This window comes from Aurantimicrobium minutum, assembly GCF_029892845.1.
GTDB lineage: Bacteria > Actinomycetota > Actinomycetes > Actinomycetales > Microbacteriaceae > Aurantimicrobium > Aurantimicrobium minutum_B.
This window is the reverse complement of sequence record NZ_JARXVT010000004.1, coordinates 51,454-74,063: the sequence shown is the minus strand read 5'-3', so window position 1 is coordinate 74,063 and position 22,610 is coordinate 51,454. Positions and strand designations below refer to the sequence as shown.

Annotated in this window: 21 protein-coding genes and 3 tRNA genes; 6 read left to right on the top strand and 18 right to left on the bottom strand. The window is 51.6% G+C overall.

Going from position 1 to position 22,610, the window contains the following annotated elements; all coding sequences use genetic code 11:
• Nucleotides 1-43: 43 nt before the first annotated feature.
• Together M2118_RS06380 and M2118_RS06375 are read left to right on the top strand one after the other, a co-directional pair.
• Nucleotides 44-1,264, top strand: a complete 1,221-nt coding sequence (locus M2118_RS06380; RefSeq protein WP_280795093.1) for a DUF349 domain-containing protein — start codon at nucleotides 44-46, stop codon at nucleotides 1,262-1,264.
• Nucleotides 1,265-1,324: 60 nt separating this feature from the next.
• The gene (locus tag M2118_RS06375; protein ID WP_280795092.1) at nucleotides 1,325-1,849 is read left to right on the top strand and encodes a hypothetical protein; all 525 of its coding nucleotides are present in this window, start codon (nucleotides 1,325-1,327) and stop codon (nucleotides 1,847-1,849) included.
• Here M2118_RS06375 and M2118_RS06370 read toward each other — a convergent pair.
• The 18 genes from M2118_RS06370 to zapE form a co-directional block, all read right to left on the bottom strand.
• Nucleotides 1,846-4,095, bottom strand: a complete 2,250-nt coding sequence (locus M2118_RS06370; RefSeq protein ID WP_280795091.1) for a RelA/SpoT family protein — start codon at nucleotides 4,093-4,095, stop codon at nucleotides 1,846-1,848. The genes M2118_RS06375 and M2118_RS06370 overlap by 4 nt on opposite strands.
• Nucleotides 4,096-4,137: 42 nt before the next feature.
• Nucleotides 4,138-5,145 (bottom strand): protein translocase subunit SecF, encoded by a 1,008-nt coding sequence (gene secF / locus M2118_RS06365; protein WP_280795090.1) that lies wholly within the window; start codon nucleotides 5,143-5,145, stop codon nucleotides 4,138-4,140.
• On the bottom strand, nucleotides 5,145-6,851 hold the full coding sequence (secD, locus tag M2118_RS06360; RefSeq protein WP_280795089.1) for a protein translocase subunit SecD: 1,707 nt from the start codon (nucleotides 6,849-6,851) through the stop codon (nucleotides 5,145-5,147). The genes secF and secD overlap by 1 nt, the downstream gene beginning before the upstream one ends.
• Entirely contained in the window at nucleotides 6,851-7,234 is a 384-nt protein-coding gene (gene yajC, locus M2118_RS06355) for a preprotein translocase subunit YajC (RefSeq protein WP_280795222.1), read from the bottom strand. The genes secD and yajC overlap by 1 nt, the downstream gene beginning before the upstream one ends.
• A 67-nt stretch (nucleotides 7,235-7,301) precedes the next feature.
• Nucleotides 7,302-8,321 carry a Holliday junction branch migration DNA helicase RuvB gene (ruvB, locus tag M2118_RS06350; RefSeq protein WP_280795088.1) on the bottom strand — a complete coding sequence of 340 codons (1,020 nt, stop codon included), beginning with the start codon at nucleotides 8,319-8,321 and terminating at the stop codon, nucleotides 7,302-7,304.
• Entirely contained in the window at nucleotides 8,321-8,920 is a 600-nt protein-coding gene (gene ruvA, locus M2118_RS06345; protein WP_280795087.1) for a Holliday junction branch migration protein RuvA, read from the bottom strand. Before ruvA ends, ruvB begins: the two co-directional genes overlap by 1 nt.
• Nucleotides 8,921-8,939: 19 nt before the next feature.
• Nucleotides 8,940-9,494: a crossover junction endodeoxyribonuclease RuvC gene (gene ruvC, locus M2118_RS06340; protein WP_280795086.1), complete on the bottom strand. Its 555-nt coding sequence runs from the start codon at nucleotides 9,492-9,494 to the stop codon at nucleotides 8,940-8,942.
• A 1-nt stretch (nucleotide 9,495) separates the two neighbouring features.
• Nucleotides 9,496-10,254 carry a YebC/PmpR family DNA-binding transcriptional regulator gene (locus M2118_RS06335; RefSeq protein ID WP_280795085.1) on the bottom strand — a complete coding sequence of 253 codons (759 nt, stop codon included), beginning with the start codon at nucleotides 10,252-10,254 and terminating at the stop codon, nucleotides 9,496-9,498.
• A gap of 3 nt (nucleotides 10,255-10,257) precedes the next feature.
• Nucleotides 10,258-10,923: a pyridoxal 5'-phosphate synthase glutaminase subunit PdxT gene (gene pdxT, locus M2118_RS06330; RefSeq protein WP_280795084.1), complete on the bottom strand. Its 666-nt coding sequence runs from the start codon at nucleotides 10,921-10,923 to the stop codon at nucleotides 10,258-10,260.
• Nucleotides 10,874-11,776, bottom strand: a complete 903-nt coding sequence (gene pdxS, locus M2118_RS06325) for a pyridoxal 5'-phosphate synthase lyase subunit PdxS (RefSeq protein WP_280795083.1) — start codon at nucleotides 11,774-11,776, stop codon at nucleotides 10,874-10,876. The genes pdxT and pdxS overlap by 50 nt, the downstream gene beginning before the upstream one ends.
• A 40-nt stretch (nucleotides 11,777-11,816) precedes the next feature.
• Nucleotides 11,817-12,386: an HIT family protein gene (locus M2118_RS06320; RefSeq protein ID WP_280795082.1), complete on the bottom strand. Its 570-nt coding sequence runs from the start codon at nucleotides 12,384-12,386 to the stop codon at nucleotides 11,817-11,819.
• Nucleotides 12,383-14,302: a threonine--tRNA ligase gene (thrS, locus tag M2118_RS06315; protein ID WP_280795221.1), complete on the bottom strand. Its 1,920-nt coding sequence runs from the start codon at nucleotides 14,300-14,302 to the stop codon at nucleotides 12,383-12,385. Before thrS ends, M2118_RS06320 begins: the two co-directional genes overlap by 4 nt.
• Before the next feature lie 159 nt (nucleotides 14,303-14,461).
• Nucleotides 14,462-14,533: transfer RNA gene (locus M2118_RS06310), tRNA-Val, on the bottom strand.
• A gap of 26 nt (nucleotides 14,534-14,559) precedes the next feature.
• Nucleotides 14,560-14,633, bottom strand: a tRNA-Cys gene (locus tag M2118_RS06305).
• Between the two features lie 53 nt (nucleotides 14,634-14,686).
• Nucleotides 14,687-14,758 (bottom strand) — tRNA-Gly (locus tag M2118_RS06300).
• A gap of 70 nt (nucleotides 14,759-14,828) precedes the next feature.
• Complete coding sequence (locus tag M2118_RS06295) at nucleotides 14,829-16,076, bottom strand: ammonium transporter (RefSeq protein ID WP_280795081.1); 1,248 nt, start codon at nucleotides 16,074-16,076, stop codon at nucleotides 14,829-14,831.
• A 134-nt stretch (nucleotides 16,077-16,210) separates the two neighbouring features.
• Nucleotides 16,211-17,467, bottom strand: coding sequence for an ammonium transporter (locus tag M2118_RS06290; RefSeq protein WP_280795080.1), 1,257 nt, complete (start codon nucleotides 17,465-17,467; stop codon nucleotides 16,211-16,213).
• Nucleotides 17,468-17,605: 138 nt separating this feature from the next.
• On the bottom strand, nucleotides 17,606-18,625 hold the full coding sequence (gene zapE / locus M2118_RS06285; protein ID WP_280795079.1) for a cell division protein ZapE: 1,020 nt from the start codon (nucleotides 18,623-18,625) through the stop codon (nucleotides 17,606-17,608).
• Between the two features lie 153 nt (nucleotides 18,626-18,778).
• Between zapE and M2118_RS06280 the strand changes: the two genes are divergently transcribed.
• From M2118_RS06280 to M2118_RS06265, 4 genes are all read left to right on the top strand, one after another.
• A complete protein-coding gene (locus M2118_RS06280; protein ID WP_280795078.1) occupies nucleotides 18,779-19,675 on the top strand; it encodes a sulfurtransferase in 897 nt (298 codons plus the stop codon).
• A 71-nt stretch (nucleotides 19,676-19,746) separates the two neighbouring features.
• Nucleotides 19,747-20,178, top strand: coding sequence for a SufE family protein (locus M2118_RS06275; protein WP_280795077.1), 432 nt, complete (start codon nucleotides 19,747-19,749; stop codon nucleotides 20,176-20,178).
• Nucleotides 20,179-20,803: 625 nt separating this feature from the next.
• Complete coding sequence (locus M2118_RS06270; protein ID WP_280795219.1) at nucleotides 20,804-21,370, top strand: DUF3000 domain-containing protein; 567 nt, start codon at nucleotides 20,804-20,806, stop codon at nucleotides 21,368-21,370.
• Nucleotides 21,363-22,559, top strand: a complete 1,197-nt coding sequence (locus tag M2118_RS06265) for a ribonuclease D (RefSeq protein ID WP_280795076.1) — start codon at nucleotides 21,363-21,365, stop codon at nucleotides 22,557-22,559. Before M2118_RS06270 ends, M2118_RS06265 begins: the two co-directional genes overlap by 8 nt.
• The last annotated feature ends 51 nt before the right edge of the window (nucleotides 22,560-22,610 follow it).

Sequence of the window (22,610 nt, the reverse complement as noted above, 5' to 3'; positions counted from 1 at the left end):
GGCTTGAGGCTGGTTGTTCCCTATCCCAACGAGGTGGATTGTTATGTCTGAAAAGACAACGGCACGTGTCGACGAAGCCGGCCATGTATATGTCGTCGAAGCTGACGGTGAGCGTCTGATTGGTCAGTACGCAGATGTCACTCCTGAAGAGGCCTTAGCTTTCTTTGAACGCAAGTTCAATGACACCAATTCCGCCTTGGTTCTGCTGGAACAGCGCGCAAAGCGTGGTGCACCTGCAGCAGAAATCAGTGAAAGCTCAAAGAAGATTGCTGAGCAAGTTGAGGCACGGAACGGCATCGGCAACTATGCCGCTCTAGCTGAGCGCCTCGAGAAGCTTGTTGCCTCCCTGAGTGAGCTCAACGAAGCAGAAAAAGAAAAGAACGCAGCAGCAGTTGAAGAATCTCGACTTGCTCGTGTTGCGATCGTCGAACAAATTGAGGCTCTTGCTTCGGCCGACCCAGCAAAGATTCAGTGGAAGACAACCACAGCAAAAGTAGATGAATTGTTTGCTGCCTGGCAGGCTGCTCAGAAGAACGGCCCACGTCTGTCAAAGACTGAGTCGAACGATCTGTGGAAGCGATTCCGCGATGCTCGCCAGAAACTTGATCAGCACCGTCGCGCTTTTTTTGCCGATTTGGATTCAAAAAACAAGGGTGCAAAGTCTGCAAAGGAAGAACTCATTGCCAAGGCAGAGGCCCTCCTCTCGCAGGGCTCCAACGGCGTTGCTGCCTATCGTGGATTGCTTGATCAGTGGAAGCTTGCCCCTCGTGCAGGTAAGAAGATCGATGACGCCCTCTGGACCCGCTTCAAAGCAGCTGGAGATGCCCTCTACGCAGCCAAGAAGGAACAAGATGAGGTTGAGGACGCTTCCTTCGCAGGAAACTTGGAAGTGAAGCTTGCAATCCTCGTAGAGGCTGAAGCTCTTCTTGAATCAACTGATCGAGTAGACGCTCGTAACAAGCTCAACGCTCTTCAAAAGAAGTGGGACGCTGCTGGCAAGGTTCCACGCGCACAGCTCAAGCCCACCGAAGAACGCATGCGCAAGGTTGAACAAGCTGTTCGCAAGCTAGAAGACAACCACTGGAATGCCTCTAACCCTGAAAAGCAGGCACGTTCTGAGGGTCTTGCTGGTCAACTTGAAGAGAAAATTGAGAAGCTCGAATCTGAACTTGCCACTGCCAAAGCAGCCAAGGACTCCAAGAAGACAAAAGAACTCGAAGAAGCAATTGCAACGCAGAAGGAATGGCTTGCTGTCCTGAAGTAAGTTGTCCACACTTGAAGTGAATGTTCACTTCATGAATGGCCCATCACGCATTATGTGCGGATGGGCCATTCATCTTTTCAGGACTATTTCTCTTCTGCTGAGCTTGCAGCTCTTCGTCTCGATGGCGAGATCAGCGACAAGCTTCTGTTGTGGGATGAGATTGATGACTGGCGTTCAAGAAGTTCTTTAGTGCTGGGTCGCGAAAGACATCCTGTGGTTCTCACCATGTTTTCCGCACTGTGGGCTCATCAGGTGATTCCTGAACCACGGCGCCATTCAGCGTCAACCTTGAAAGGAAAGCGCATTCGTGAACCAAACAATCCTCAGCTTCAGATTGAAGAACGGACTCTCACGACAACAGATATCTGGATATCAGGAAAACATGGAGTGACTACTCCCCTGAGGACGTTGATTGACGTGTTGAAATCTGACAACAATGAAACTGTGTCGATGGGCGAATCATTACATTTATTGATGCAGAAGTTTAATCTCTCACACGTACTTGTTGAAAGAACTATCCAGAGTATGGTGTCTATTCCTCACAAGCGCAGGGCGCTGGCACGATTACAGAAAGTTCTGTTCTAACCCTCGGAGACGCGATAAACGTCATAGACCGCATCAATACGGCGAACTGCGTTGAGCACCCGATCAAGATGTGTTACTTCGCTCATCTCAAATACGAACCTGCTGAGCGCTAAGCGATCCTGAGTGGTACTAACCGTTGCAGACAAAATATTGACGTGGTGTTCAGACAGAACACGCGTCACGTCAGAAAGTAGTCCAGAACGATCCAAAGCTTCAATTTGAATCTGAACCAAGAAGACGCTCTTTGATGAAGGTGACCATTCAACTTCAATCATGCGTTCAGGTTCGTTGAGCATGTTCGACACGTTGTGGCAGCTTGTCTGGTGAACAGATACACCCTGGCCGCGAGTGACGAAGCCGGAGATAGCATCACCAGGTACTGGGGTGCAGCACTTTGCCAATTTGACCAAGATATCCGGTGCACCACGAACTAGAACACCTGAGTCACTGTGCAGAAGTGGCTTTGAGGGTCCCCGAGAAGGCAGAACAAACTCAACCTCCTCCGTGTCTCCATCTTCATGAATACTGGCAAGGATCTTCTCAATCACGCTTTGTGTGGAGACATGTCCTTCTCCCACCGCCGCATAGAGCATTGAGACGTCTTCATAGCGAAGGTTGCTTGCGACTTCAGACAAAGAGTCCTGGGTCATCAGTTTCTGAAGGGGAAGGTTTTGTTTGCGCATTGCACGAGCAATGGCGTCTTTGCCTTGCTCAATGGCTTCGTCACGGCGTTCCTTGGTAAACCATTGCTTGATCTTGTTACGTGTGCGGGTGCTTTGAACAAAGTTCAACCAGTCTTGACTGGGGCCAGCATCTGGGTTCTTCGAAGTAAGCACTTCGATGACGTCACCACTGGAAAGCTTGCTCTCCAACGGAACAAGGCGACCATTGACCTTGGCCCCCATGGTGCGGTGACCAATTTCGGTGTGAACAGCATAAGCAAAGTCGATGGGTGTTGCCCCAGAAGGTAAGCCAATGACGCGCCCCTTCGGAGTGAAGACATAAACCTCTTTGGCACCAATTTCAAAACGAAGAGAGTCGAGGAATTCTCCTGGGTCTTCAGTTTCTGCCTGCCAGTCAGAGATGTGAGCAAGCCACGCCATGTCGGTGTCCTGCACAGCCAAGGTATCGTCACTCTTGCCACTGTTCATTCGGTCTTTATACATCCAGTGCGCAGCAACACCGAATTCAGCACGGTGATGCATTTCAGGTGTACGAATCTGGATTTCAACAGGACGACCTGAAGGGCCCATCACAGTGGTGTGAAGAGACTGATAAAGGTTGAACTTAGGTGTAGCGATGTAGTCCTTGAAGCGACCAGGAATAGGGTTCCAACGGGCGTGGATAGAGCCGAGTATGCCATAGCAGTCACGAACACTGTTCACGATGACGCGAATTCCAACCAAGTCATAGATCTCATCAAACTCACGCCCGCGAAGAACCATCTTTTGATAAATCGAGTAAAACTGCTTGGGGCGACCTTTAACTTCACCGCGGATACGAGCTGCTTTGAGGTCGTTTTCTACGTCCTTGATCACGGACTGAACAAACGATTCGCGCTGAGGGGTGCGCTGTGTGACGAGGTTTTCAATTTCTTGATAAATCTTGGGGTGCAAGACAGCAAAGGAGAGATCTTCTAGTTCCCACTTCAAGGTCTGGATACCCAAACGATGAGCTAGCGGGGTGTAAATCTCAAGTGTTTCTCGAGCCTTGCGCTGTGCAGATTCAACAGGCATAAAGCCCCAGGTACGGGCATTGTGAAGACGGTCTGCAAGTTTGATAACCAGAACACGAATGTCTTTCGACATTGCCACAATCATTTTGCGAACAGTTTCGGCTTGAGCACTGTCGCCGTACTTCACCTTGTCGAGCTTGGTTACACCATCAACCAACATGGCAACTTCAGCGCCGAACTGTGCTCGACATTCATCAAGCGTGTAGTCAGTATCTTCGACTGTGTCGTGGAGAAGCGCAGCAATGATGGTCTTCGGGCCAATACCCAACTCGGCCAGGATCTGAGCTACGGCAATGGGGTGTGTGATGTAGGGCTCACCCGAGCGACGTTTTTGTCCTTCATGTGCCTTGCGCGCTACCTCATGTGCCTCTTCAAGTTGTATGAAGTCAGCCCGAGGGTGATGTTGGCGAACTGTCTTGAGAAGCTTGTCGAAACCGTCAGCAGGTTGTGCGCGGCTAAAGATTCGTGGCACAAGACGACGCAGTGATGTTGAACCCGTTGTATCAACCATGTCGCCTCCTTGAGGTTTCCATTATGACGGGGTTATCTGCACTTAGGCAGAGACAGGCTCTGAAGCCGCGTCAGACTTACCTTGAGCTGCAAGAACCTTCTTATCGCTCTTTCGAATCTCAGGCTCATTGGAACGAATCTGAGCGTAGAGAGGAGTAGCGAGGAAGATCGTGGAATAGGTTCCCACAATGATTCCAATGAGCAAAGCCAAAGAAATGTCTCGCAATGTTCCTGCACCGAGAACGAAAGCACCGATGAAGAGAATTGACGCCACTGGAAGGGCTGCAACGACCGAAGTGTTGATAGAACGCACCAGTGTTTGGTTCACAGCCAAGTTCACCTGTTGAGCAAAGGTGTATCCAGCTTCACGCGTAGTTCCACGCGTGTTCTCACGAATCTTGTCGAAAACAACAACGGTGTCATAGAGCGAGTAACCAAGAATAGTGAGCAAACCAATTACTGCACCAGGAGTCACTTCAAAGCCCGAGATACCGTAAATACCTGCTGTGATGACGAGGTCGTGAAGCAAAGCAATGATGGCAACCAATGACATCTTCCAGGTTCGGAAGTAAATAGCCATGACAAGCGCTGCAAGCACGAGGAAGACCAGCAAACCTCGGATCGCTTGAGAAGTGATGTCCTGACCCCAGCTAGCGCCAATGAATGAGCTGGTGACGTTCTCAACAGCAACTGAGTAAGCGCCTGCTAGGCCATTACGAATTTCGCGGGTTTCAGTGTCCGTGAGCTGTTCTGTCTGAACACGAACGCTTGAATCACCGAGGCGAGAAACCTTGGGGACCATGTTGGGATCCACAGCTTGAACAGCATCTGTAGCCAAGGCTTGTGAGGTGTCAGACACGTTTGACACAACGAATTCGCTACCACCGGTGAATTCAATACCGAAGTTGAAACCGCCGCGCATGATGGGCCCAACAATGCTGATCAAAATCAACACTGCTGAAATGGAATACCAAAGTTTACGGCGACCAACAATGTTGATTGAACGAGCGCCGGTGTAAAGATCATTACCGAACTGAGAAAAACTAGCCATTAGTTCTCACCTTTCTCACCGGAGGACTGTTGAGCCTTACGCTCAGCAATGGTCTGACGCTTAAGAGCTTCCTTGGAAGACTTTGCCAGCTTCCCTGAAGAAACAGCAGATGATGGAGCGAACTGTGCACGACCTCGATACGCAGCTCCCAGCGCCTGGGGATCTAAGCCTGAAAGCTTGTGTCCGCTAGCGAAGAAGTTGGTCTTCGACAACAACTGAAGAATCGGGTGAGTAAACAAGGAGACAACAAAGAGGTCGACCACAGTAGTGAGACCCAAGGTCAGAGCAAAGCCTCGAACGTTTCCAACCGCGAGGATGAAGAGAACAATGGCTGCCAAGAAGTTGACAGCGTCACTGGCGATAATGGTACGAATCGCTCGATTCCACGCCGATTCAACAGCAGATTCCAGACCGCGTCCGTCTCGCAACTCATCACGAATTCGTTCAAAGTACACGATGAAAGAGTCCGCAGTGATACCAATGGCCACAATCAAACCGGCAACACCGGCAAGAGAAAGTCGGTAACCTTCACGCCACGAAAGGATAGTCACCACTAGGTAAGTCAAGACTGCAGCAACAATAAGTGAAGCAACGGTAACCAAACCCAATGTGCGGTACTGGAAGAGGGAATACAGAACAACCAGGATGAGGCCGATTGCTCCTGCGAGCAGACCGCTCATCAACTGCGTAGAACCAAGTGTTGCCGAAATAGTGTCAGATGACTGAACCTGGAAACCGATAGGCAGAGCACCATACTTCAGCTGATCTGCAAGAGTCTTTGAGCTCTCCTGAGTGAAACCACCCGTAATCTGGGCACTTCCATTTGTGATCGCTGCATTTGTGGCAGGAGCAGTGAGAACTTTTCCGTCCAACACAATGGCGAACTGGTTTTGTGAACCAGTCAAACCATTGAGACGAGTTGTGACGTCACCGAAGTCCTTTGTTCCCTTGCCGTTGAATGCAAGGTCAACTGCCCACTGGCCAGTCGTAGCACCGGTCGAAGTAGTAACAAGGCTTGCGCCTGCGTTTGAAATATCAGAACCAAAAACTTCAACAGGGCCCAAAATGTATTTGACCGTATTACTGAAATCACAGGTGATCAGAGGCTGGTCTTCAGGAGCAGTGTTGGTTGTCTGTGCGCTATCGGATGCACAATCAAACTGTTCGTACTGAGCTTGCAACGCAGGTGTTACCCAGTTGAGGTCACTACCGTTCGACGGCGACACTGCGGGAACAGTTGAGAGGTTGGGGTCAATAGTTCCAACGGGAACAGGAGTTGCCGTTCCATCAGCACCTACAGCAGTAGAAGTTGGGGCACCGGCTTCGAGAACCGCACGGAATTCAAGCTTTGCAGATGCTTCGATTCGAGCCAGAGTTGCATCGTCAGGTGTTCCGGGAATGGAGACAACAATGTTGTTGTTTCCCTGAGTGTTGATCTCTGCTTCGGATACACCAGCAGCGTCAATACGCTGACGAATGATGGAAACAGCTTGAGCCATCTGTTCAGCCGTGACGGTCTGTCCACTTTCAAGCTGAGGTGAGAGAACAATCTGCGTTCCACCCTCAAGGTCGAGAGCGAGTTTAGGAGCCCACGAGCCCCCACCCCACAGAACACCTGCAGCGTTAATTCCAAAAAGGCCCGCAACGAGGACAAGAAGCCACGTCAAAGAGCGCAGCGCTTTGCGCGACGACTGAGATTTAGCCATTACTTTGAGTTTTTAGGCTTACGCTCACCGAACTGAGGGTCGATTTCAAGCTTGCCAGCTTCAGCTTCAGGGTTGAGAGCCAAGTTAGTCAGATCAGCGCCAATAGCCTCTCCTGCAGTGGGAGCAACTGCTGCCGACTCAACAACACGTGCAATTGCCTGACGGTGAAGCTTGAGTGTGTTCTTTGGGGAAGTTTCAAGAACAACGATGTTCTCAACTTCGTCGATGGACTTGATGGTTCCATAAACACCGAAAGTGGTCATGACGTGTGCGCCTACAACGACCTGGTTTTGCAGTTCTGCAGCTGCCTTTTTACGCTTCTGTCCGTTACGGAACATAAAGAAGACCAAGACGGCGAGAACAGCCATCATGAAGAGTGTCATTGCATCCACGAGAAGTCCTTAGTTAGTGCTGGAGAATGGTGAAAAATCACCGCTAATTGAGTATAGGTCACAGAAGAGTGGGGTCATTTGCAGGCGGGGTGAGCCCCAAGTGTTGCCAGCCTGCTGCTGTTGCCACACGACCACGAGGGGTTCGAACCACGAGGCCTTCACGAATCAAGAAGGGCTCGACAACGGCTTCGATCGTTTCCGCATCTTCACCAATTGAAACAGCAAGTGAAGAGACTCCAACCGGTCCCCCAGCGAACCGATTGATCAGCACTTCTAGTACCGACCTATCAAGACGGTCAAGGCCTTGAGGGTCCACGTCATACAGCGCTAAAGCGTTATTCACAGCGTCTATAGCTGATTCGCCAGGATGAACAGTCATATAGTCGCGTACTCGACGAAGCAGGCGATTAGCAATACGTGGGGTCCCCCGGCTTCGACCAGCAATTTCAGCAAGTGCTGGCTGCGGAATGTCTAGCCCAAGAAGCGCAGCTGAGCGCATCAGAACACGCAAAAGCTCATCGGTTCCATAGAACTCAAGGTGACCAGTAAAACCAAAGCGGTCACGCAGAGGGTTGGCAAGTAATCCGGTTCGAGTTGTAGCACCGACCAACGTAAAGGGTGGAAGTTCGAGAGGAATACTTGAGGCACCAACACCCTTGCCCACCATGATGTCGATCCGGAAATCTTCCATCGCCAGATACAGCATCTCTTCTGCAGAACGAGCCATCCGGTGGATCTCGTCGATGAACAAAACTTCACCAGGTACGAGAGAAGACAGCAGCGCAGCCAGATCGCCGGCATGAGATATTGCTGGGCCACTAGACATCCGCAGAGCACGACCTGTCTCGTGAGCGACAATCATGGCTAATGTTGTCTTTCCCAAACCAGGAGGGCCTGCCAACAGGATGTGGTCTGGTGTGCGTCCATCCATTTCTGCTGCCTTGAGTAGGAGATCAAGCTGACCAACTACTCGGCGCTGACCAACGAACTCATCAAGGGAGGAAGGGCGAAGAGCTCCTTCAAAGTCCAACTCAGCATCATCGAGAGGTTCCACGGACGTGATGTCATCCTCTGCCATCAGCTATTCCTCGATAACGCAGCAAGTGCATCTTTCAATACGGAGGCAGTCGTGGCAGTGGACGAAGAAGTGTCTAAAGAATTAACAGCATCTTTTGCAACTTTTTCATTCCACCCAAGACCGACCAATGCCTGGACCACGCTGAGAGTGATGGCAGAACTCGCGGGAATCGAAGCAACGACAGCTTCCGAGTGCGACAGAGCAGTGAGCTTTCCCGCAAGCTGAACGATAATCAATTTCGCGGTCTTAGGACCCACGCCAGTTACCTTCTTAAAGACAGTGTCATCTTCGTTGACTACCGCAGTCAAAATATCTGCAGGGGAAAGCTCAGCCAAAACCGCCAGTGCAGATCGAGGTCCAACACCTGAAACGGAAAGGAGCAACTCAAAAAGCTCAAGACTTTCTGGGTTTTCAAAACCAAAGAGCGTCATTGAATCTTCACGAACAATCAGTGACGTGAGGAATGTATGTTCGCTCCCAACAGTAAGAGAGTGTTTATGAGTCGGGGTGATGTTCACCGCGTACCCCACACCATGAACATCAACAATGCAGGTGTTCTCTCGCACCGAAAGAACGGTGCCGCGCAGGGAGGCAATCACCTGCCCAGCTTAAGCGGTGTTAACCGCGTTTCTTTGCCTGACGCTCCGCGTCACGCCAACGCTGCTGAGCAGGAGTGAGAGTACCTTTCGGGGCAGTTCCGGCTCCCCCGCGCCACGCATTACAAATAGCGAGGGCAAGTGCATCAGTAGCGTCAGGGAGCAACTTGCCTTCAGGAAGAGTGAGTAAACGACCTACCATTGTTGCAACTTGGACTTTATTTGCACGCCCTGTGCCCGTCACTGATGCCTTTACTTCACTCGGTGTGTGCATGTCGACAGGAATCCCCCGCTCGGCAGCTTCCACGAAGGCAACCGCGCTGGCCTGGGCAGTTCCCATCACGGTTCGAAGATTATGTTGAGCAAATACTCGCTCCACCGCGATTCGCTCGGGCTTGAACTCCTCAATGAGCGACGCAAGTTCTGAACGTAACTGCAACAAGCGCAATGGAAGTTCGAGGTCTTTATCCGTCTTCAGTACCGTTACGGTCACCAAAGAGACAGAACGATCAGGGTTGGCATCAATAATTCCAACGCCGCAGCGGGTGAGACCCGGATCAACTCCGAGAATGCGCAAGTTAGTCCTGCTCGAGCTCAGCGAGAACTGATTCGCTCAAATCAAAGTTGCTGAAAACGTTCTGAACATCATCAGAGTCTTCGAGGGCGTCAATCAGTTTGAATACCTTGCGAGCTGTGTCTGCATCTACTTCAACCTCAAGATTGGGCACAAATTCAGCATCTGCAGAGTCATAGTCGATACCTGCAGCCTGAAGTGCCTCACGTACCTTGACGAGATCCTGTGGCTCAGAAGTAATTTCAAATGAGCCGTTGTGGGTCTCTACGTCTTCTGCACCAGCATCAAGAACAGCAGCAAGAATGGAATCTTCATCGATACCAGGCTGAGCTGAAACGCGGATGACACCCTTTCGGCTGAAGTTATATGCAACAGACCCAGGGTCAGCCATGTTGCCACCATTGCGGCTCATGGCGGTACGAACCTCTGCAGCTGCACGGTTCTTGTTATCGGTCAAACATTCGATCAAGAGAGCTACACCGTTGGGTCCGTAACCTTCGTACATGATGGTGGTGTACTCGACGGTTTCACCGGACAGACCCGCACCGCGCTTGACGGCGCGGTCGATGTTGTCGTTGGGAACGCTAGTCTTCTTCGCCTTCTGGATTGCATCCACCAAGGTGGGGTTACCTGAAAGATCGGCACCGCCGAGCTTGGCCGCAACTTCAATGTTCTTAATCAGTTTGGCAAAAGACTTCGCACGGCGAGAGTCGATAATCGCCTTCTTGTGCTTAGTGGTTGCCCATTTGGAATGTCCAGACATGCCTTAGATACTAGCTTTCTTCTCAGAGACTGATTGGGCTACGCGCCCAAGGAAGTATTCATGCACTCGAGTATCCCCATTCACTTCGGGGTGAAAGGAGATTCCCAGAAGGTATCCCTGTTCAACAGCAACTATGCGCCCATCATCAAGTTGTGAAATCACACGGACTCCCTCACCCACGCGCTCCACGATAGGCGCACGAATGAAGGTAGCGGGAACTGGCTCAGCGGTAACACCTGGCATCTCAAGATCAACCTCAAAGGAATCAATTTGGGTGCCAAAAGCGTTGCGACGAACATCTACGTGAAGTCCACCAAGGGATTCCTGCTCAGAAATGGCATCCACAATATGGTCTGCCATCATGATCAGCCCTGCACATGTTCCAAAAACCGGGAGTCCAGAGGCAATTGCTTCACGCAGTGGCTGTTGCATGCCGAACAAGCGCACAAGCTTGTCTAATACGCTGGATTCTCCGCCAGGTATGACTAAGGCATCCACGGACGCAAGTTCATCAGGACGACGAACTTTGACTACCTGCGCACCCAGTTCTTCCAGAACGTGGATGTGCTCACGAACATCACCTTGAAAGGCGAGAACGCCAATTCTGAGGTGGTGGAAGTTACCAGCCACGATCAGCGAGGCGGTGTGGTGCAGGAATGTCTGAGACATTGATGCCCACCATTGCTTCACCGAGGCCACGAGAGGTTTCCACGATGACCTGAGGGTCATCGAAGAATGCTGCTGCCTTGACGATGGCCTTAGCGCGAGCCGCGGGCTCACCGGACTTGAAGATACCGGAGCCAACGAAGACACCGTCAGCACCAAGCTGGAGCATCATTGCGGCATCTGCGGGGGTTGCAACGCCACCAGCGGTGAACATGGGAACAGGAAGCTTGCCTGCAGCAGCTACCTCAACAACGAGGTCGTAGGGAGCCTGAAGCTCCTTAGCAGCAACATAAAGTTCGTCCTTTGACATGGAGGACAACCAGCGCAGTTCAGAGTTGATCTTGCGGATGTGCTTGGTTGCTTCAGAAACGTCACCAGTTCCAGCTTCACCCTTGGAGCGAATCATGGCAGCACCCTCGTTGATACGACGAAGTGCTTCACCCAGGTTGGTTGCACCACAGACGAAAGGAACGTCAAACGCCCACTTGTCGATGTGGTTGATGTAGTCAGCAGGGCTGAGAACTTCGGACTCGTCAATGAAGTCAACGTTGAGCTCGGCAAGAACCTGGGCCTCAACGAAGTGACCGATACGAGCCTTTGCCATGACAGGAATCTTCACAGCAGCCTGGATGCCCTCGATGAGGTCAGGGTCGCTCATGCGTGCAACGCCACCCTGGGCACGAATGTCTGCAGGAACACGCTCGAGAGCCATTACAGCGATTGCACCAGCGTCTTCAGCGATGCGTGCCTGTTCTGCATTAACAACGTCCATGATGACACCACCCTTGAGCTGCTCTGCAAGTCCGCGCTTGACGCGGTTGCTGCCAGTGAGGGGTGCGTTGTTCTTTTCAGTCATTTTCTACAACTTCTTTATGTGGAGGGTGAGAGGAAAAAGTTTAGTTGCCTTCAGGCCATGCTTGCGCGATGGCATTGCGCACATCACTGAGAAGAGCTGTTACTGCTTTGCTCTTGGCGATGATGGGGAAGAAATTTGAGTCCGTAGCCCATCTAGGCACTACATGCTGATGAAGATGATCTGCGATTCCGGCACCTGCAACACGACCTTGGTTCATACCGATGTTGTAGCCATCATTGCGAGAGACCTTCTTCAGCACTCGCATTGCTTCCTGAGTAAGACTAGCTATTTCTGCCACTTCTTCAACAGTTGCTTCGTCATACATCGCAACGTGTCTGTAGGGACAGACAAGTAAATGTCCGCTGTTGTAGGGATACAGGTTCAACAAGACAAATGCATGGGTGCCTCGATGAACAATCAAGCCTTCTTCATCGGACATTTGAGGAGCCAAACAAAACGGGCAGTCTGCCTCGGCTGGTTGCTGGCCATTTTCTATGTACGCAAGGCGATGTGGGGTCCACAGGCGCTGGAATTCGTCAGGAACACCAGCAAAAGAAGAAGCAGATCGAAGGTCTACACCCTCGAATTCATTCTCTCCGTAGTGACTCATAGGTCCTCAGCGGTCAGCACCTGACGGTGGTCCTTGGCTGCACCAACAAGAAGTGCGATTGCCTCACTGACCGGAATACCGTTGCGCTGAGTTCCATCTCGGAAGCGGAAACTCACAGCACCGTTGTTACGGTCTTCTTCACCGGCAATGATCTGAACAGGAACCTTCTGCGCGGCTGCATTGCGAATCTTCTTCTGCATGCGGTCATCACTGGCGTCGAGCTGTACCCGAAGCCCTTCTGCCTTCAGCTGGTCAAGTACTCCAGAAAGATACGCTTCATACTCTTCAGCTACAGCTATACCAATTGCCTGCACTGGAGCTAGCCAGAGTGGGAAAGCGCCGGCGTAGTGCTCGGTCAGCACACCGAAGAAGCGCTCGATGGAACCAAAGAGTGCACGGTGAATCATCACCGGGCGGTGACGGTTTCCATCAGAACCTGTGTATTCAAGGTCGAAACGCTCAGGCAAGTTGAAATCAAGCTGAATGGTTGACATCTGCCAAGTGCGGCCAATGGCGTCACGTGCCTGAACAGAGATCTTGGGGCCGTAGAACGCAGCACCACCTGGATCTGGAACCAACGTCAAACCTGAATCTTCTGCAACCTGACGGAGAGTTTCAGTCGCTTCATCCCAGATGGCGTCGTCGCCAACATACTTCTTGGGGTCCTTGGTAGAAAGCTCAAGATAAAAGTCATCGAGGCCATAATCACGCAACAATGAGAGAACAAAGTTCAGAACCTTGGTGAGCTCTTCTTTCATGTTCTCGCGCGTGGTGAAAATGTGCGCGTCGTCTTGAGTCATGCCGCGAACACGAGTCAAACCGTGAACAACACCAGATTTCTCGTAACGATAGACAGAACCAAATTCGAACAAACGCAAAGGGAGTTCGCGGTAGCTCTTTGAACGCGACTTGAAGATCAAAATGTGGAAAGGGCAGTTCATTGGCTTGAGGTAGTAGTCCACGCCCTGACGGGTGACGTCTCCTGCCTCATTGCGAATCTCGTCCAACTTCATGGGAGGGAACATGCCATCGGAATACCAGTCAAGGTGACCACTGGTTTCAAACAGGTTCGACTTCGTGATGTGTGGTGAATACACAAACTCGTATCCACCCTCTTCGTGACGACGACGTGAGTAATCCTCCATAGTGCGGCGAATCACACCACCCTTGGGGTGGAATACAGGTAGACCCGACCCAATTTCATCTGGGAAGCTAAACAAGTCCAGCTCACTACCAAGGCGACGGTGGTCACGCTTGGCAGCTTCTTCTAGACGCTCTTGATATGCGCGGAGATCTGCTTTGGAAGGCCAAGCTGTTCCATAAATGCGCTGTAACTGAGGATTGTTCTCAGAACCGCGCCAGTAAGCCGCAGCAAGGCGAGTAAGAGCAAAGCCTTCACCGATCATGCGAGTGTTCGGGATGTGTGGACCACGGCAGAGGTCCTTCCACACGGTCTCCCCCGTTGCGGGATCAACGTTGTCGTAAATGGTCAGCTCGTTGCCGCCGACCTCAACGCTTTCGTTGTCGTCGCCAGTGTTTCCGCCCTTGAGGCCAATGAGTTCGAGCTTGTAGGGCTCAGAAGCGAGTTCTGCGCGTGCTTCATCTTCGGTGACTACACGGCGCATGAAGCGTTGACCAGCGCGCACAATACGAGACATGGCCTTTTCCAGCGCTTTCATGTCTTCTGGGGTGAAAGCTTCTTCGACATCAAAGTCGTAATAGAAACCGTCGGTTACTGGCGGGCCAATACCGAGCTTGGCTTCAGGGTTAACATTCTGAACCGCCTGGGCAAGTACGTGGGCAGCCGAGTGGCGAAGAATGTTGAGACCATCAGCAGAATCAATGGTGACGGGTTCTACAACGTCTCCCACGGAGAGAACATGTGCAAGGTCACGCAGTTCACCGTTGACTCGCATGGCAACGATGCTGCGGTCTGTGTAGAGCGCAAAGCCATCGCTGGAGGCTTGAACGGTTAGTGAACCGGATACATCAGACACGAAGTGAACTCCTCTTAGAACTTTCTCAACTACCAGCCTAGCCAAATGAAAAACCCCCGGAAATCCGAGGGTTTTCAGTGAGCGATACTGGGATCGAACCAGCGACCTCTTCCGTGTCAGGGAAGCGCGCTACCGCTGCGCCAATCGCTCAAAAGCTAAGTAATTCTACCTAGTTTTGGAGGTGGATACCGGATTCGAACCGGTGTGGACGGCTTTGCAGGCCGCTGCCTATCCTCTCGGCCAATCCACCGTAGGTGGTTTCCCACGCTAACAATGAGTAAGTCTTAGGAATGACCACACTCGAGCGGATGACGAGATTCGAACTCGCGACCCTAACCTTGGCAAGGTTATGCGCTACCACTGCGCCACATCCGCGTTGCACTCTAATGAGTACTTTGGAACTTTATCGAGAAGTTTGCCTGAAAGCAAAACCTGACACGCAGGTTTAGTAGTCGTAGCTTTCTTCTCCATGCATAACCAGGTCAATACCGGCAAGTTCATCTTCGTTGCGCACTCGGAAGCCCATGGTCTTATCAATAACCCAACCAATAGCAAATGAAAGTGAGAAGGAATAAATCAAAACACTGAACGCTGCGATTGCTTGTTTGCCAAGTTGATCAAATGAGCCAGAGTAAATGAGGCCAACCTCGGTAGCAAATAGTCCAAGGAACAAGGTTCCTATGAGACCACCTACGAGGTGAATTCCGACAACGTCAAGGGAGTCATCAAAACCGAAAGTGAACTTGAGCTCTATAGCCAAAGCACACAACACACCCGTTACAAAACCTAAGACGAGAGCCCATGTTGGGGTCAGGTATGCACACGATGGCGTGATGGCAACCAAACCGGCAACAGCACCAGATGCAGCACCAACTGAAGTTGCCTTGCCATCTTTCACACGTTCGATGATGAGCCAGCCAATGATGCCTGCTGCGGGGGCAGCCATGGTGTTGATGAGGGCAATAGCAGCGATACCGTTTGCTGCGATAGCTGAGCCCGCGTTGAAACCAAACCATCCAAACCACAACAAACCAGCGCCTAGCAAAACAAAGGGGACGTTGTGAGGCTTATGAATTCCTTTAGCAAAACCAATGCGCTTACCGAGAACCAGAGCGAGGGCAAGGGCTGCCGCACCTGAGTTGATCTCTACTGCAGTCCCTCCCGCAAAGTCGAGTGCGCCAACGTTGTAGACAAGCCAACCGCCGTTGACGATGTGACCGTCAACTTCAGTGAAGTTGAATATCCAGGAAGCCACCGGGAAATAGACCAACGTCGCCCACACTCCTGCAAAAACCATCCAGGCCCCAAACTTGGCGCGGTCGGCAATCGCGCCTGAAATCAAAGCGACGGTGATGATGGCAAAAGTTGCTTGGAACGCAGCAAATACCAAAGGAGGGACGCTGGCACCTTCAGGAACCTGAATGAGATTTTCAAGCCCGATGTGAGCAAAGTCGATCCCAATCACCCCCGGCAAACCATAGAAGGTAGAGCTATCTAAAGCGGGAAAAGCGATTGCATAGCCGTAGATAATCCACAGCACACCGACAATAGCCATCGAACCGAAGCTGAGCATCATCATGCTGATGACACTCTTGGCACGGACCAATCCGCCGTAAAAAAAGGCCAAAGCTGGCGTCATCATCAGGACGAGAGCAGTGCAGATGATCAGAAAAGCGGTATTACCTGTGTCCATGAGAACCTCCACAAGAGATTCTTTGCCACACGCGTTTCATTCGTGAAGCGTTCATGTTTCCATCACGTTAACGCAGCCAAGCCCTGCAGTTTTCTGCAGGGCCCAGCGCGTGAGTAATCAGTTATGAACGCGGATTATGCGTCCTGAAGTGCGTAACCTTCTTCACCGTGAACGATGGTGTCGATGCCAGCGAGCTCATCTTCGTTCTTGATACGGAAGCCCATGGTCTTCTCAATGATCGTTCCGATGATGTAGCTGAGAACGAAGGAGAAGATCAGGACGGTGAAGGCTGCGATAGCCTGCTTGCCCAGCTGATCGAACGAGCCGGAGAAGAGAAGTCCGACGTCGGTAGCGAAGAAACCGAGGAACAAGGTTCCGATCAGACCACCAACGAGGTGGATACCCACGACGTCGAGCGAGTCATCGAAACCGAAGGTGAACTTCAGTTCGATAGCAAGTGCACAGACAGCACCGGCGACCAGACCTAGGACAATGGCCCACATTGGAGTCAGGTTCGCACAAGCAGGGGTAATCGCTACCAGACCAGCAACAGCACCGGAAGCAGCACCAACCGACGTCGCCTTACCTTCCTTGATGCGCTCGATGAGGAGCCATCCAAGAACAGCAGCTGCAGGAGCAGCAATGGTGTTGATGAAAGCAAGCGAAGCGATACCGTCAGCAGCGAGTTCAGATCCAGCGTTGAAGCCGAACCAACCGAACCAGAGCAGACCAGCACCAAGGAGAACCAGGGGCACGTTGTGAGGCTTAGCTACACCCTTGGCGAAACCGATGCGCTTACCGACAACGAGTGCTAGAGCAAGAGCAGCTGCACCAGCGTTTATGTGCACAGCAGTACCACCGGCGAAGTCAATTGCTCCGAGGTTGTAGGCAATCCATCCGCCGTCCACGATCTTGCCGTCCACGATGGTGAAGTTGAATACCCATGAAGCTACGGGGAAGTACACAACAGTTGCCCAGATACCAGCGAAGACCAACCAAGCACCGAACTTCGCACGGTCAGCGATAGATCCACTGATCAGTGCGACAGTGATGATGGCGAAGGTTGCTTGGAAGGCAGCAAATGCAAGTGGTGGGAAGGCAGCTCCTTCAGGAGTCTCGAGAAGTCCTTCAAGACCGATGTATGCGGTATCAATACCGATAACACCATCAATGCCATAGAAAGTTGCGGAACCTTCGTTAGCGAAAGCAATTGCGTAACCATAGATAACCCACAACACACCAATCAGTGCGAGTGAGCCAAAGCTCAGCATCATCATGCTGACGACACTCTTTGCCTTGACGAGACCGCCATAGAAGAATGCCAGGGCGGGAGTCATCAGGAGCACGAGCGCTGCGCTGATGAGTACGAAGGCGGTGTTGCCTTGATCCATTTCAACCTCTTTCACGAATGGTGACGGATAAAGAACCGTCTGTATTCATGAGTGTGCTCGGTTGCGATTACCGCACGAGTTCATTGAGGTGACGCTGAGGTTACAAAATGAAGTGTTTTGTTTCCAGCTGGTTTCGCTTTAGGAGTTCGTAAGAGCAATCAGTCTGGATACGCAACGAAGATACTTCTTGCGATATCCACCGTTGATCATGTCTCCCCCGAAAACTTCTGAAATCGGAGAGCCACTGGCAATGATGGGAATCTGTGCGTCATAGACGCGGTCGATAAAGGCAACAAGTCGCAGAGCGTCAGTCTGGTTCATAATCACGTGGACATCGGTCAAAGCAATAATGTCAATGCCTTCAAGCAAACGAACGTAGACAGACGGGTGAACTGTCGCCAGGTGAGCTAGTAGTCCATCAAATGAGTCCACAGAGACGGTGAAGCCCTCGCTGGCTTTACTCTCAACCGACGTGGTCAGATCACTTGAGCTGAAAACTCGTGAAATACCCTCTGCAGTCCGTTGGCGATAGTCCGTGCCATCAATACGCAAAGTTCTGAAGTTAGATGCCAAGGCCTGAATTTCTCGCAAGAAATCAGCGGCGGCAAAGCGTCCTTCTCCCAGTGCAGCAGGTGGAGTATTGCTCGTAGCTGCAATACGTGTTCCACCGACGACGAGTTCGCCGAGCATACGCGTCATCATCATGGTGTCGCCTGGATCGTCGAGTTCAAACTCATCGATGCAAATCAAGCTTGCGCCTTTGAGTGCTTCAACTGCTTTCACATAGCCCAATGCACCAACTAAAGAGGTGTATTGCAGAAAGGTGCCAAAGTACTTCTTTCCTGAAGCAACATTCCAAGCTGCAGCAAGAAGGTGCGTCTTTCCAACACCAAAGCCACCGTCGAGATAAACCCCAGGTGGGACGTCCTCAACCTTTTTTGACCGACCAAAAAGCTTTCCCTGCTTAATGACAGATGTGTTCTTTGACGCAAACTCTTCCAAGATGTGTCGAACTTCTTCTTGTGAAGGGAAATCTGAATTGGGGATGTAGTTGTCGAATCGAGCCTCAACAAACTGTGGAGGCGGGACCAGACTGCTCACAATCGAACTAGCGTCAAGGGTCGGATGACGTTCGACCAGAGAAATGGTGGAAGTCATCGCGTGAAATATTCCTCAACATATGGTGTGAATAGGGCCTGTGGGGTTGGCACTTGGAGTTTCAGTACGTAGTCTCGAAAGTGCACCTCAAGCCTATTGGCATTTATTCCTGCCTGTTTTGTGTAGCGTGCCTTGAGAAAGAAACATGGAGCAATGAGCGTACCTATCGATAACAGTCCTAAATTCGCCGAATACGCACACCCTGAAGCAATTGTGAGCACCGAATGGCTCGCTGCACACCTCTCAACTCCCAACCTGGTCATTGTTGAATCTGATGAAGATGTTCTTCTCTACGAAATTGGCCACATTCCAGGAGCCGTCAAGATTGACTGGCACACCGACCTTAACGACCCTGTGCTTCGTGATTATGTCCAAGGTGAGGCCTTCGCCGCACTGTTGAGTGCTAAGGGCATCTCGCGTGAGAGCACCGTGGTGATCTACGGCGACAAGAGCAACTGGTGGGCTGCCTATGCACTCTGGGTTTTCAAGCTATTTGGTCACGAAGATGTTCGTCTCCTTGATGGCGGCCGCGACAAGTGGATTGCCGAAGGACGTGAACTCACAAAAGAGCAGCCAGAGCTCATTCCTTCTGTCTACCCAGTGATCGAACGTAATGATGCTCCTATCCGCGCTTATCTGAGTGACACTCTTGCCCACATTGGTAAGCCCATGATTGATGTGCGCAGCCCCGAAGAGTATTCCGGAGAACGCACACACATGCCTGCCTACCCCGAAGAAGGCGCACTTCGTGGCGGTCACATTCCAGGAGCTGCAAGTGTTCCCTGGGCTCGTGCAGCGAATGAAGACAGCACCTTCAAAAACCGTGCTGAACTTGAAGCCCTTTATCTTGATGGTGCTGGCCTCAAGCCTGGTGACGACATCATCGCTTACTGCCGTATTGGAGAACGTTCTAGCCACACCTGGTTTGTATTGAACTATCTCCTCGGATTCACCGGTGTTCGTAACTACGACGGCTCTTGGACTGAATGGGGTTCCGCGGTTCGCGTTCCTATTGTCAAGGGCACTGAACCCGGCGCACTGGTCGCTTAGTACATATGGGAGTCAACTTCGGTTGGCTCCCATTCTTTCTTCCCTCGAATACCTGAGAAGATTGTTTCATCATGACTGACCTGCCATCTGTACTCGCTGAAACTCGAGAAGACTTCCTTGACCTAGGTGACAAGGACAAGATTCAACTTCTCATTGAGTTCGCAGAAGAACTCCCTGATCTTCCCGCAAAGTATGCAGATCACCCTGAGCTTTTAGAAAAGGTCGAGGAGTGTCAGTCACCTGTGTACATTTTTGTCGAGGTGGAAAACAACACCGTTGCTGTTTTCGCAACGGCACCAGAGCAAGCACCCACCACGCGTGGTTTTGCCAGCATCCTCGCTCAAGGCCTGACTGGGCTTTCTGTTGACGAGGCGTTGGGTATTCCAGATGACTTTCCCAGCACTCTGGGCCTCAACACCTTAATCTCTCCCTTACGTGTTCGTGGGATGACAGGGATGTTGTGGCGCATGAAACGACAGATCCGCGAGAAGACCGAAGCATAAAGATGGAGAGTTCCTCGCTCACTGATGAGCAGCTCTCACAACACTATGCATGGCCTCACGGTCGCAGTGTTCGACTCAACATGGTCTTGAGTTCTTCCGATGAAACCCGAGGCGCTGATTCAACGTCGCACACCCTGACATCTGTCGAAGATCGCAGAATATTGAAAGTTCTGCGCTCTGATGCAGACGTCGTAATCGTTGGTGCCGAATCTGTGCGCCATGAAGGCTGGTTTCTCCCGCCTCGTGGTCGCCTTGCTGTGCTGTCTCGTTCAGGTGAGCTACCTTGGGATTCGTGCCCAGATCCTGCACGCGTCACGACATATCCGAGCGTCCAAGCGATTGTTCACTCTCTCATGCATGAGGATCAACACATCCTGTGTGAAGGGGGAGTTACTACCGCCCAACTCGTAGGTCAACAATGGGGTTTTGACCACATCGCATTGACACGCGTTGGGACTCATCCATCAAGAGAGTTGCCTGAATTCCTATCGGATTGTGGAGATTTTGAGCTTCAAGCGACCCTGTCAGAGCAGAACACCGAGATGACTTTCCAATATTGGCGGCGAGCCGTAGAGCACCAGTAATGCCGCGACTTTAGGGTCAAGATGTGACAGTCACCGAGAACATGCCCGAGGCATTCAAACTTGCCGTTGAGAGCATCAGTGCTGTGACCTTTCGTGAAGAACTGACTGTGCGTCAGATTGACTCTCCCGGCGGTGTAGCTCCCTACAGCTTTGCCCTTGCTGCAGATGTCTTGATCGCGGAACACGAGCACGAATCCCAGCACGGGACCGGTCGATTCATTCTTCTTTATGATCCCGCAGAGCCAGAGTCTTGGGGTGGCCCTTTCCGAGTTGTGGCTTTTGCCCAAGCCCCGTTGGAAGCAGAGATAGGCCTCGACCCCTTCTTAGCAAACGTCGCATGGTCTTGGCTTACCGATGCTCTGACCATTCGAGAAGCTGATTATTTCAATGCTTCCGGAACAGCAACACGAATACTGTCAACAGGTTTTGGCGAACTGGCCGACTCCGGCGAAGGAGCTCAGATAGAACTTCGTGCTTCGTGGTCTCCTGCCTCCCCTGAAATGGGAGAACAAGCAGAAGCCTGGGGCGAACTTCTCTGCATGCTGGCGGGACTCCCGCCGACAGCTGATGCTGTCAGCCTTACTGCTCGTCGCAGGGAGCGTGGTTAGCGTTCGCGTTATAGATAACGCACAAGAGTTCCTTGCAGCGTGTGATGTCATCTCAGCAGGTACTGGTCCTCTCGCCATAGATGCAGAGAGAGCCTCTGGCTTTACCTACTCACAACGTGCCTATTTGATTCAGGTACACCGTCGCGAAGCAGGCACCTTTCTCTTTGACCCTCCAGCTATTGGAGACATGTCTGAACTCTTCCTGCAGAATGCAGACCAAGAGTGGGTTCTTCATGCGGCAAGCCAGGACTTAGCTTGTTTGCGTGAAGTAGGAATTACCCCCACTCGCATTTTTGATACTGAGCTTTCTGCCCGCCTCCTTGGAATGGAAAGAGTAGGCCTCGGGCCTGTTGTCGAAGCCCTGTTGGGAATACATCTGGCCAAGGAACACAGTGCAGCTGACTGGTCAACACGTCCATTGCCTGAACCGTGGTTGACGTATGCCGCTCTCGATGTTGAACTCCTGGTGGATGTGAGGGATGAGATTGAGAAGTTACTTATCGAATCGAACAAACTCACCTGGGCTCAGGAAGAGTTTCAAGCAACACTCGACAAACCAGAAAAGATCATTAGCGCGGAGCCTTGGCGTCGAATTTCTGGGCTCCACACTCTGAGAACTCCTCGACAGCTTGCAGTTGCAAGATCTCTGTGGAACGCCCGCGATGACGTAGCTCAGCGTCGTGATGTATCCCCCGGTCGACTTATTCCCGACAGCGCCATCGTTGCCGCAAGTCGATCAACTTTGACAAACAAATCAGAACTCATAGGGCTCAAAGAATTCAATGGAAGAGCGAGCAAGAGTCTCTTGGATACGTGGTGGGACGCTGTTCTCCATGGCCTGAAGGATGAGTCACTTCCTGTGATGCGCATCCCGAGTGATACTTTGCCTCCCCCGCGTGCGTGGGTAGATCGCAAACCTGAAGCATTAGAACGACTGCAGACCGCTCGCGAGGCTCTCTCAGCGCGTGCTGAAGAACTATCAATGCCGGTTGAAAACCTGTTAACTCCCAGCATTCTTCGCGAACTAGCTTGGTCTCCACCAAGCCCCATCACCGTTGTCAGTATTACTGCTGCTCTCAAGAAGCAAGGTGCACGTATTTGGCAGATCACAGAGACGTGCGCGCTGATTTCCAATGCTTTTGTTGAAGCAGACCAAAAAGTACCCGAAGAAACACCACAGGTTTCGTAGAGAACATCAGCCGTCTTTCACAGCTGAATCCCACGAACTAGCATCAAGATA

Coding starts and splice junctions, on each gene's coding strand:
- M2118_RS06280 (WP_280795078.1), top strand. CDS start 18,779: ATGAGCGTACCTATCGATAACAGTCCTAAATTCGCCGAATACGCACAC.
- secF (WP_280795090.1), bottom strand. CDS start 5,145: ATGGCTAGTTTTTCTCAGTTCGGTAATGATCTTTACACCGGCGCTCGT.
- M2118_RS06370 (WP_280795091.1), bottom strand. CDS start 4,095: ATGGTTGATACAACGGGTTCAACATCACTGCGTCGTCTTGTGCCACGA.
- M2118_RS06290 (WP_280795080.1), bottom strand. CDS start 17,467: ATGGATCAAGGCAACACCGCCTTCGTACTCATCAGCGCAGCGCTCGTG.
- pdxS (WP_280795083.1), bottom strand. CDS start 11,776: ATGACTGAAAAGAACAACGCACCCCTCACTGGCAGCAACCGCGTCAAG.
- pdxT (WP_280795084.1), bottom strand. CDS start 10,923: ATGTCTCAGACATTCCTGCACCACACCGCCTCGCTGATCGTGGCTGGT.
- secD (WP_280795089.1), bottom strand. CDS start 6,851: ATGGCTAAATCTCAGTCGTCGCGCAAAGCGCTGCGCTCTTTGACGTGG.
- ruvB (WP_280795088.1), bottom strand. CDS start 8,321: ATGGCAGAGGATGACATCACGTCCGTGGAACCTCTCGATGATGCTGAG.
- M2118_RS06335 (WP_280795085.1), bottom strand. CDS start 10,254: ATGTCTGGACATTCCAAATGGGCAACCACTAAGCACAAGAAGGCGATT.
- zapE (WP_280795079.1), bottom strand. CDS start 18,625: ATGACTTCCACCATTTCTCTGGTCGAACGTCATCCGACCCTTGACGCT.
- M2118_RS06320 (WP_280795082.1), bottom strand. CDS start 12,386: ATGAGTCACTACGGAGAGAATGAATTCGAGGGTGTAGACCTTCGATCT.
- M2118_RS06295 (WP_280795081.1), bottom strand. CDS start 16,076: ATGGACACAGGTAATACCGCTTTTCTGATCATCTGCACTGCTCTCGTC.
- M2118_RS06375 (WP_280795092.1), top strand. CDS start 1,325: ATGGGCCATTCATCTTTTCAGGACTATTTCTCTTCTGCTGAGCTTGCA.
- M2118_RS06380 (WP_280795093.1), top strand. CDS start 44: ATGTCTGAAAAGACAACGGCACGTGTCGACGAAGCCGGCCATGTATAT.
- thrS (WP_280795221.1), bottom strand. CDS start 14,302: ATGCGAGTCAACGGTGAACTGCGTGACCTTGCACATGTTCTCTCCGTG.
- yajC (WP_280795222.1), bottom strand. CDS start 7,234: ATGACACTCTTCATGATGGCTGTTCTCGCCGTCTTGGTCTTCTTTATG.
- M2118_RS06275 (WP_280795077.1), top strand. CDS start 19,747: ATGACTGACCTGCCATCTGTACTCGCTGAAACTCGAGAAGACTTCCTT.
- M2118_RS06270 (WP_280795219.1), top strand. CDS start 20,804: ATGCCCGAGGCATTCAAACTTGCCGTTGAGAGCATCAGTGCTGTGACC.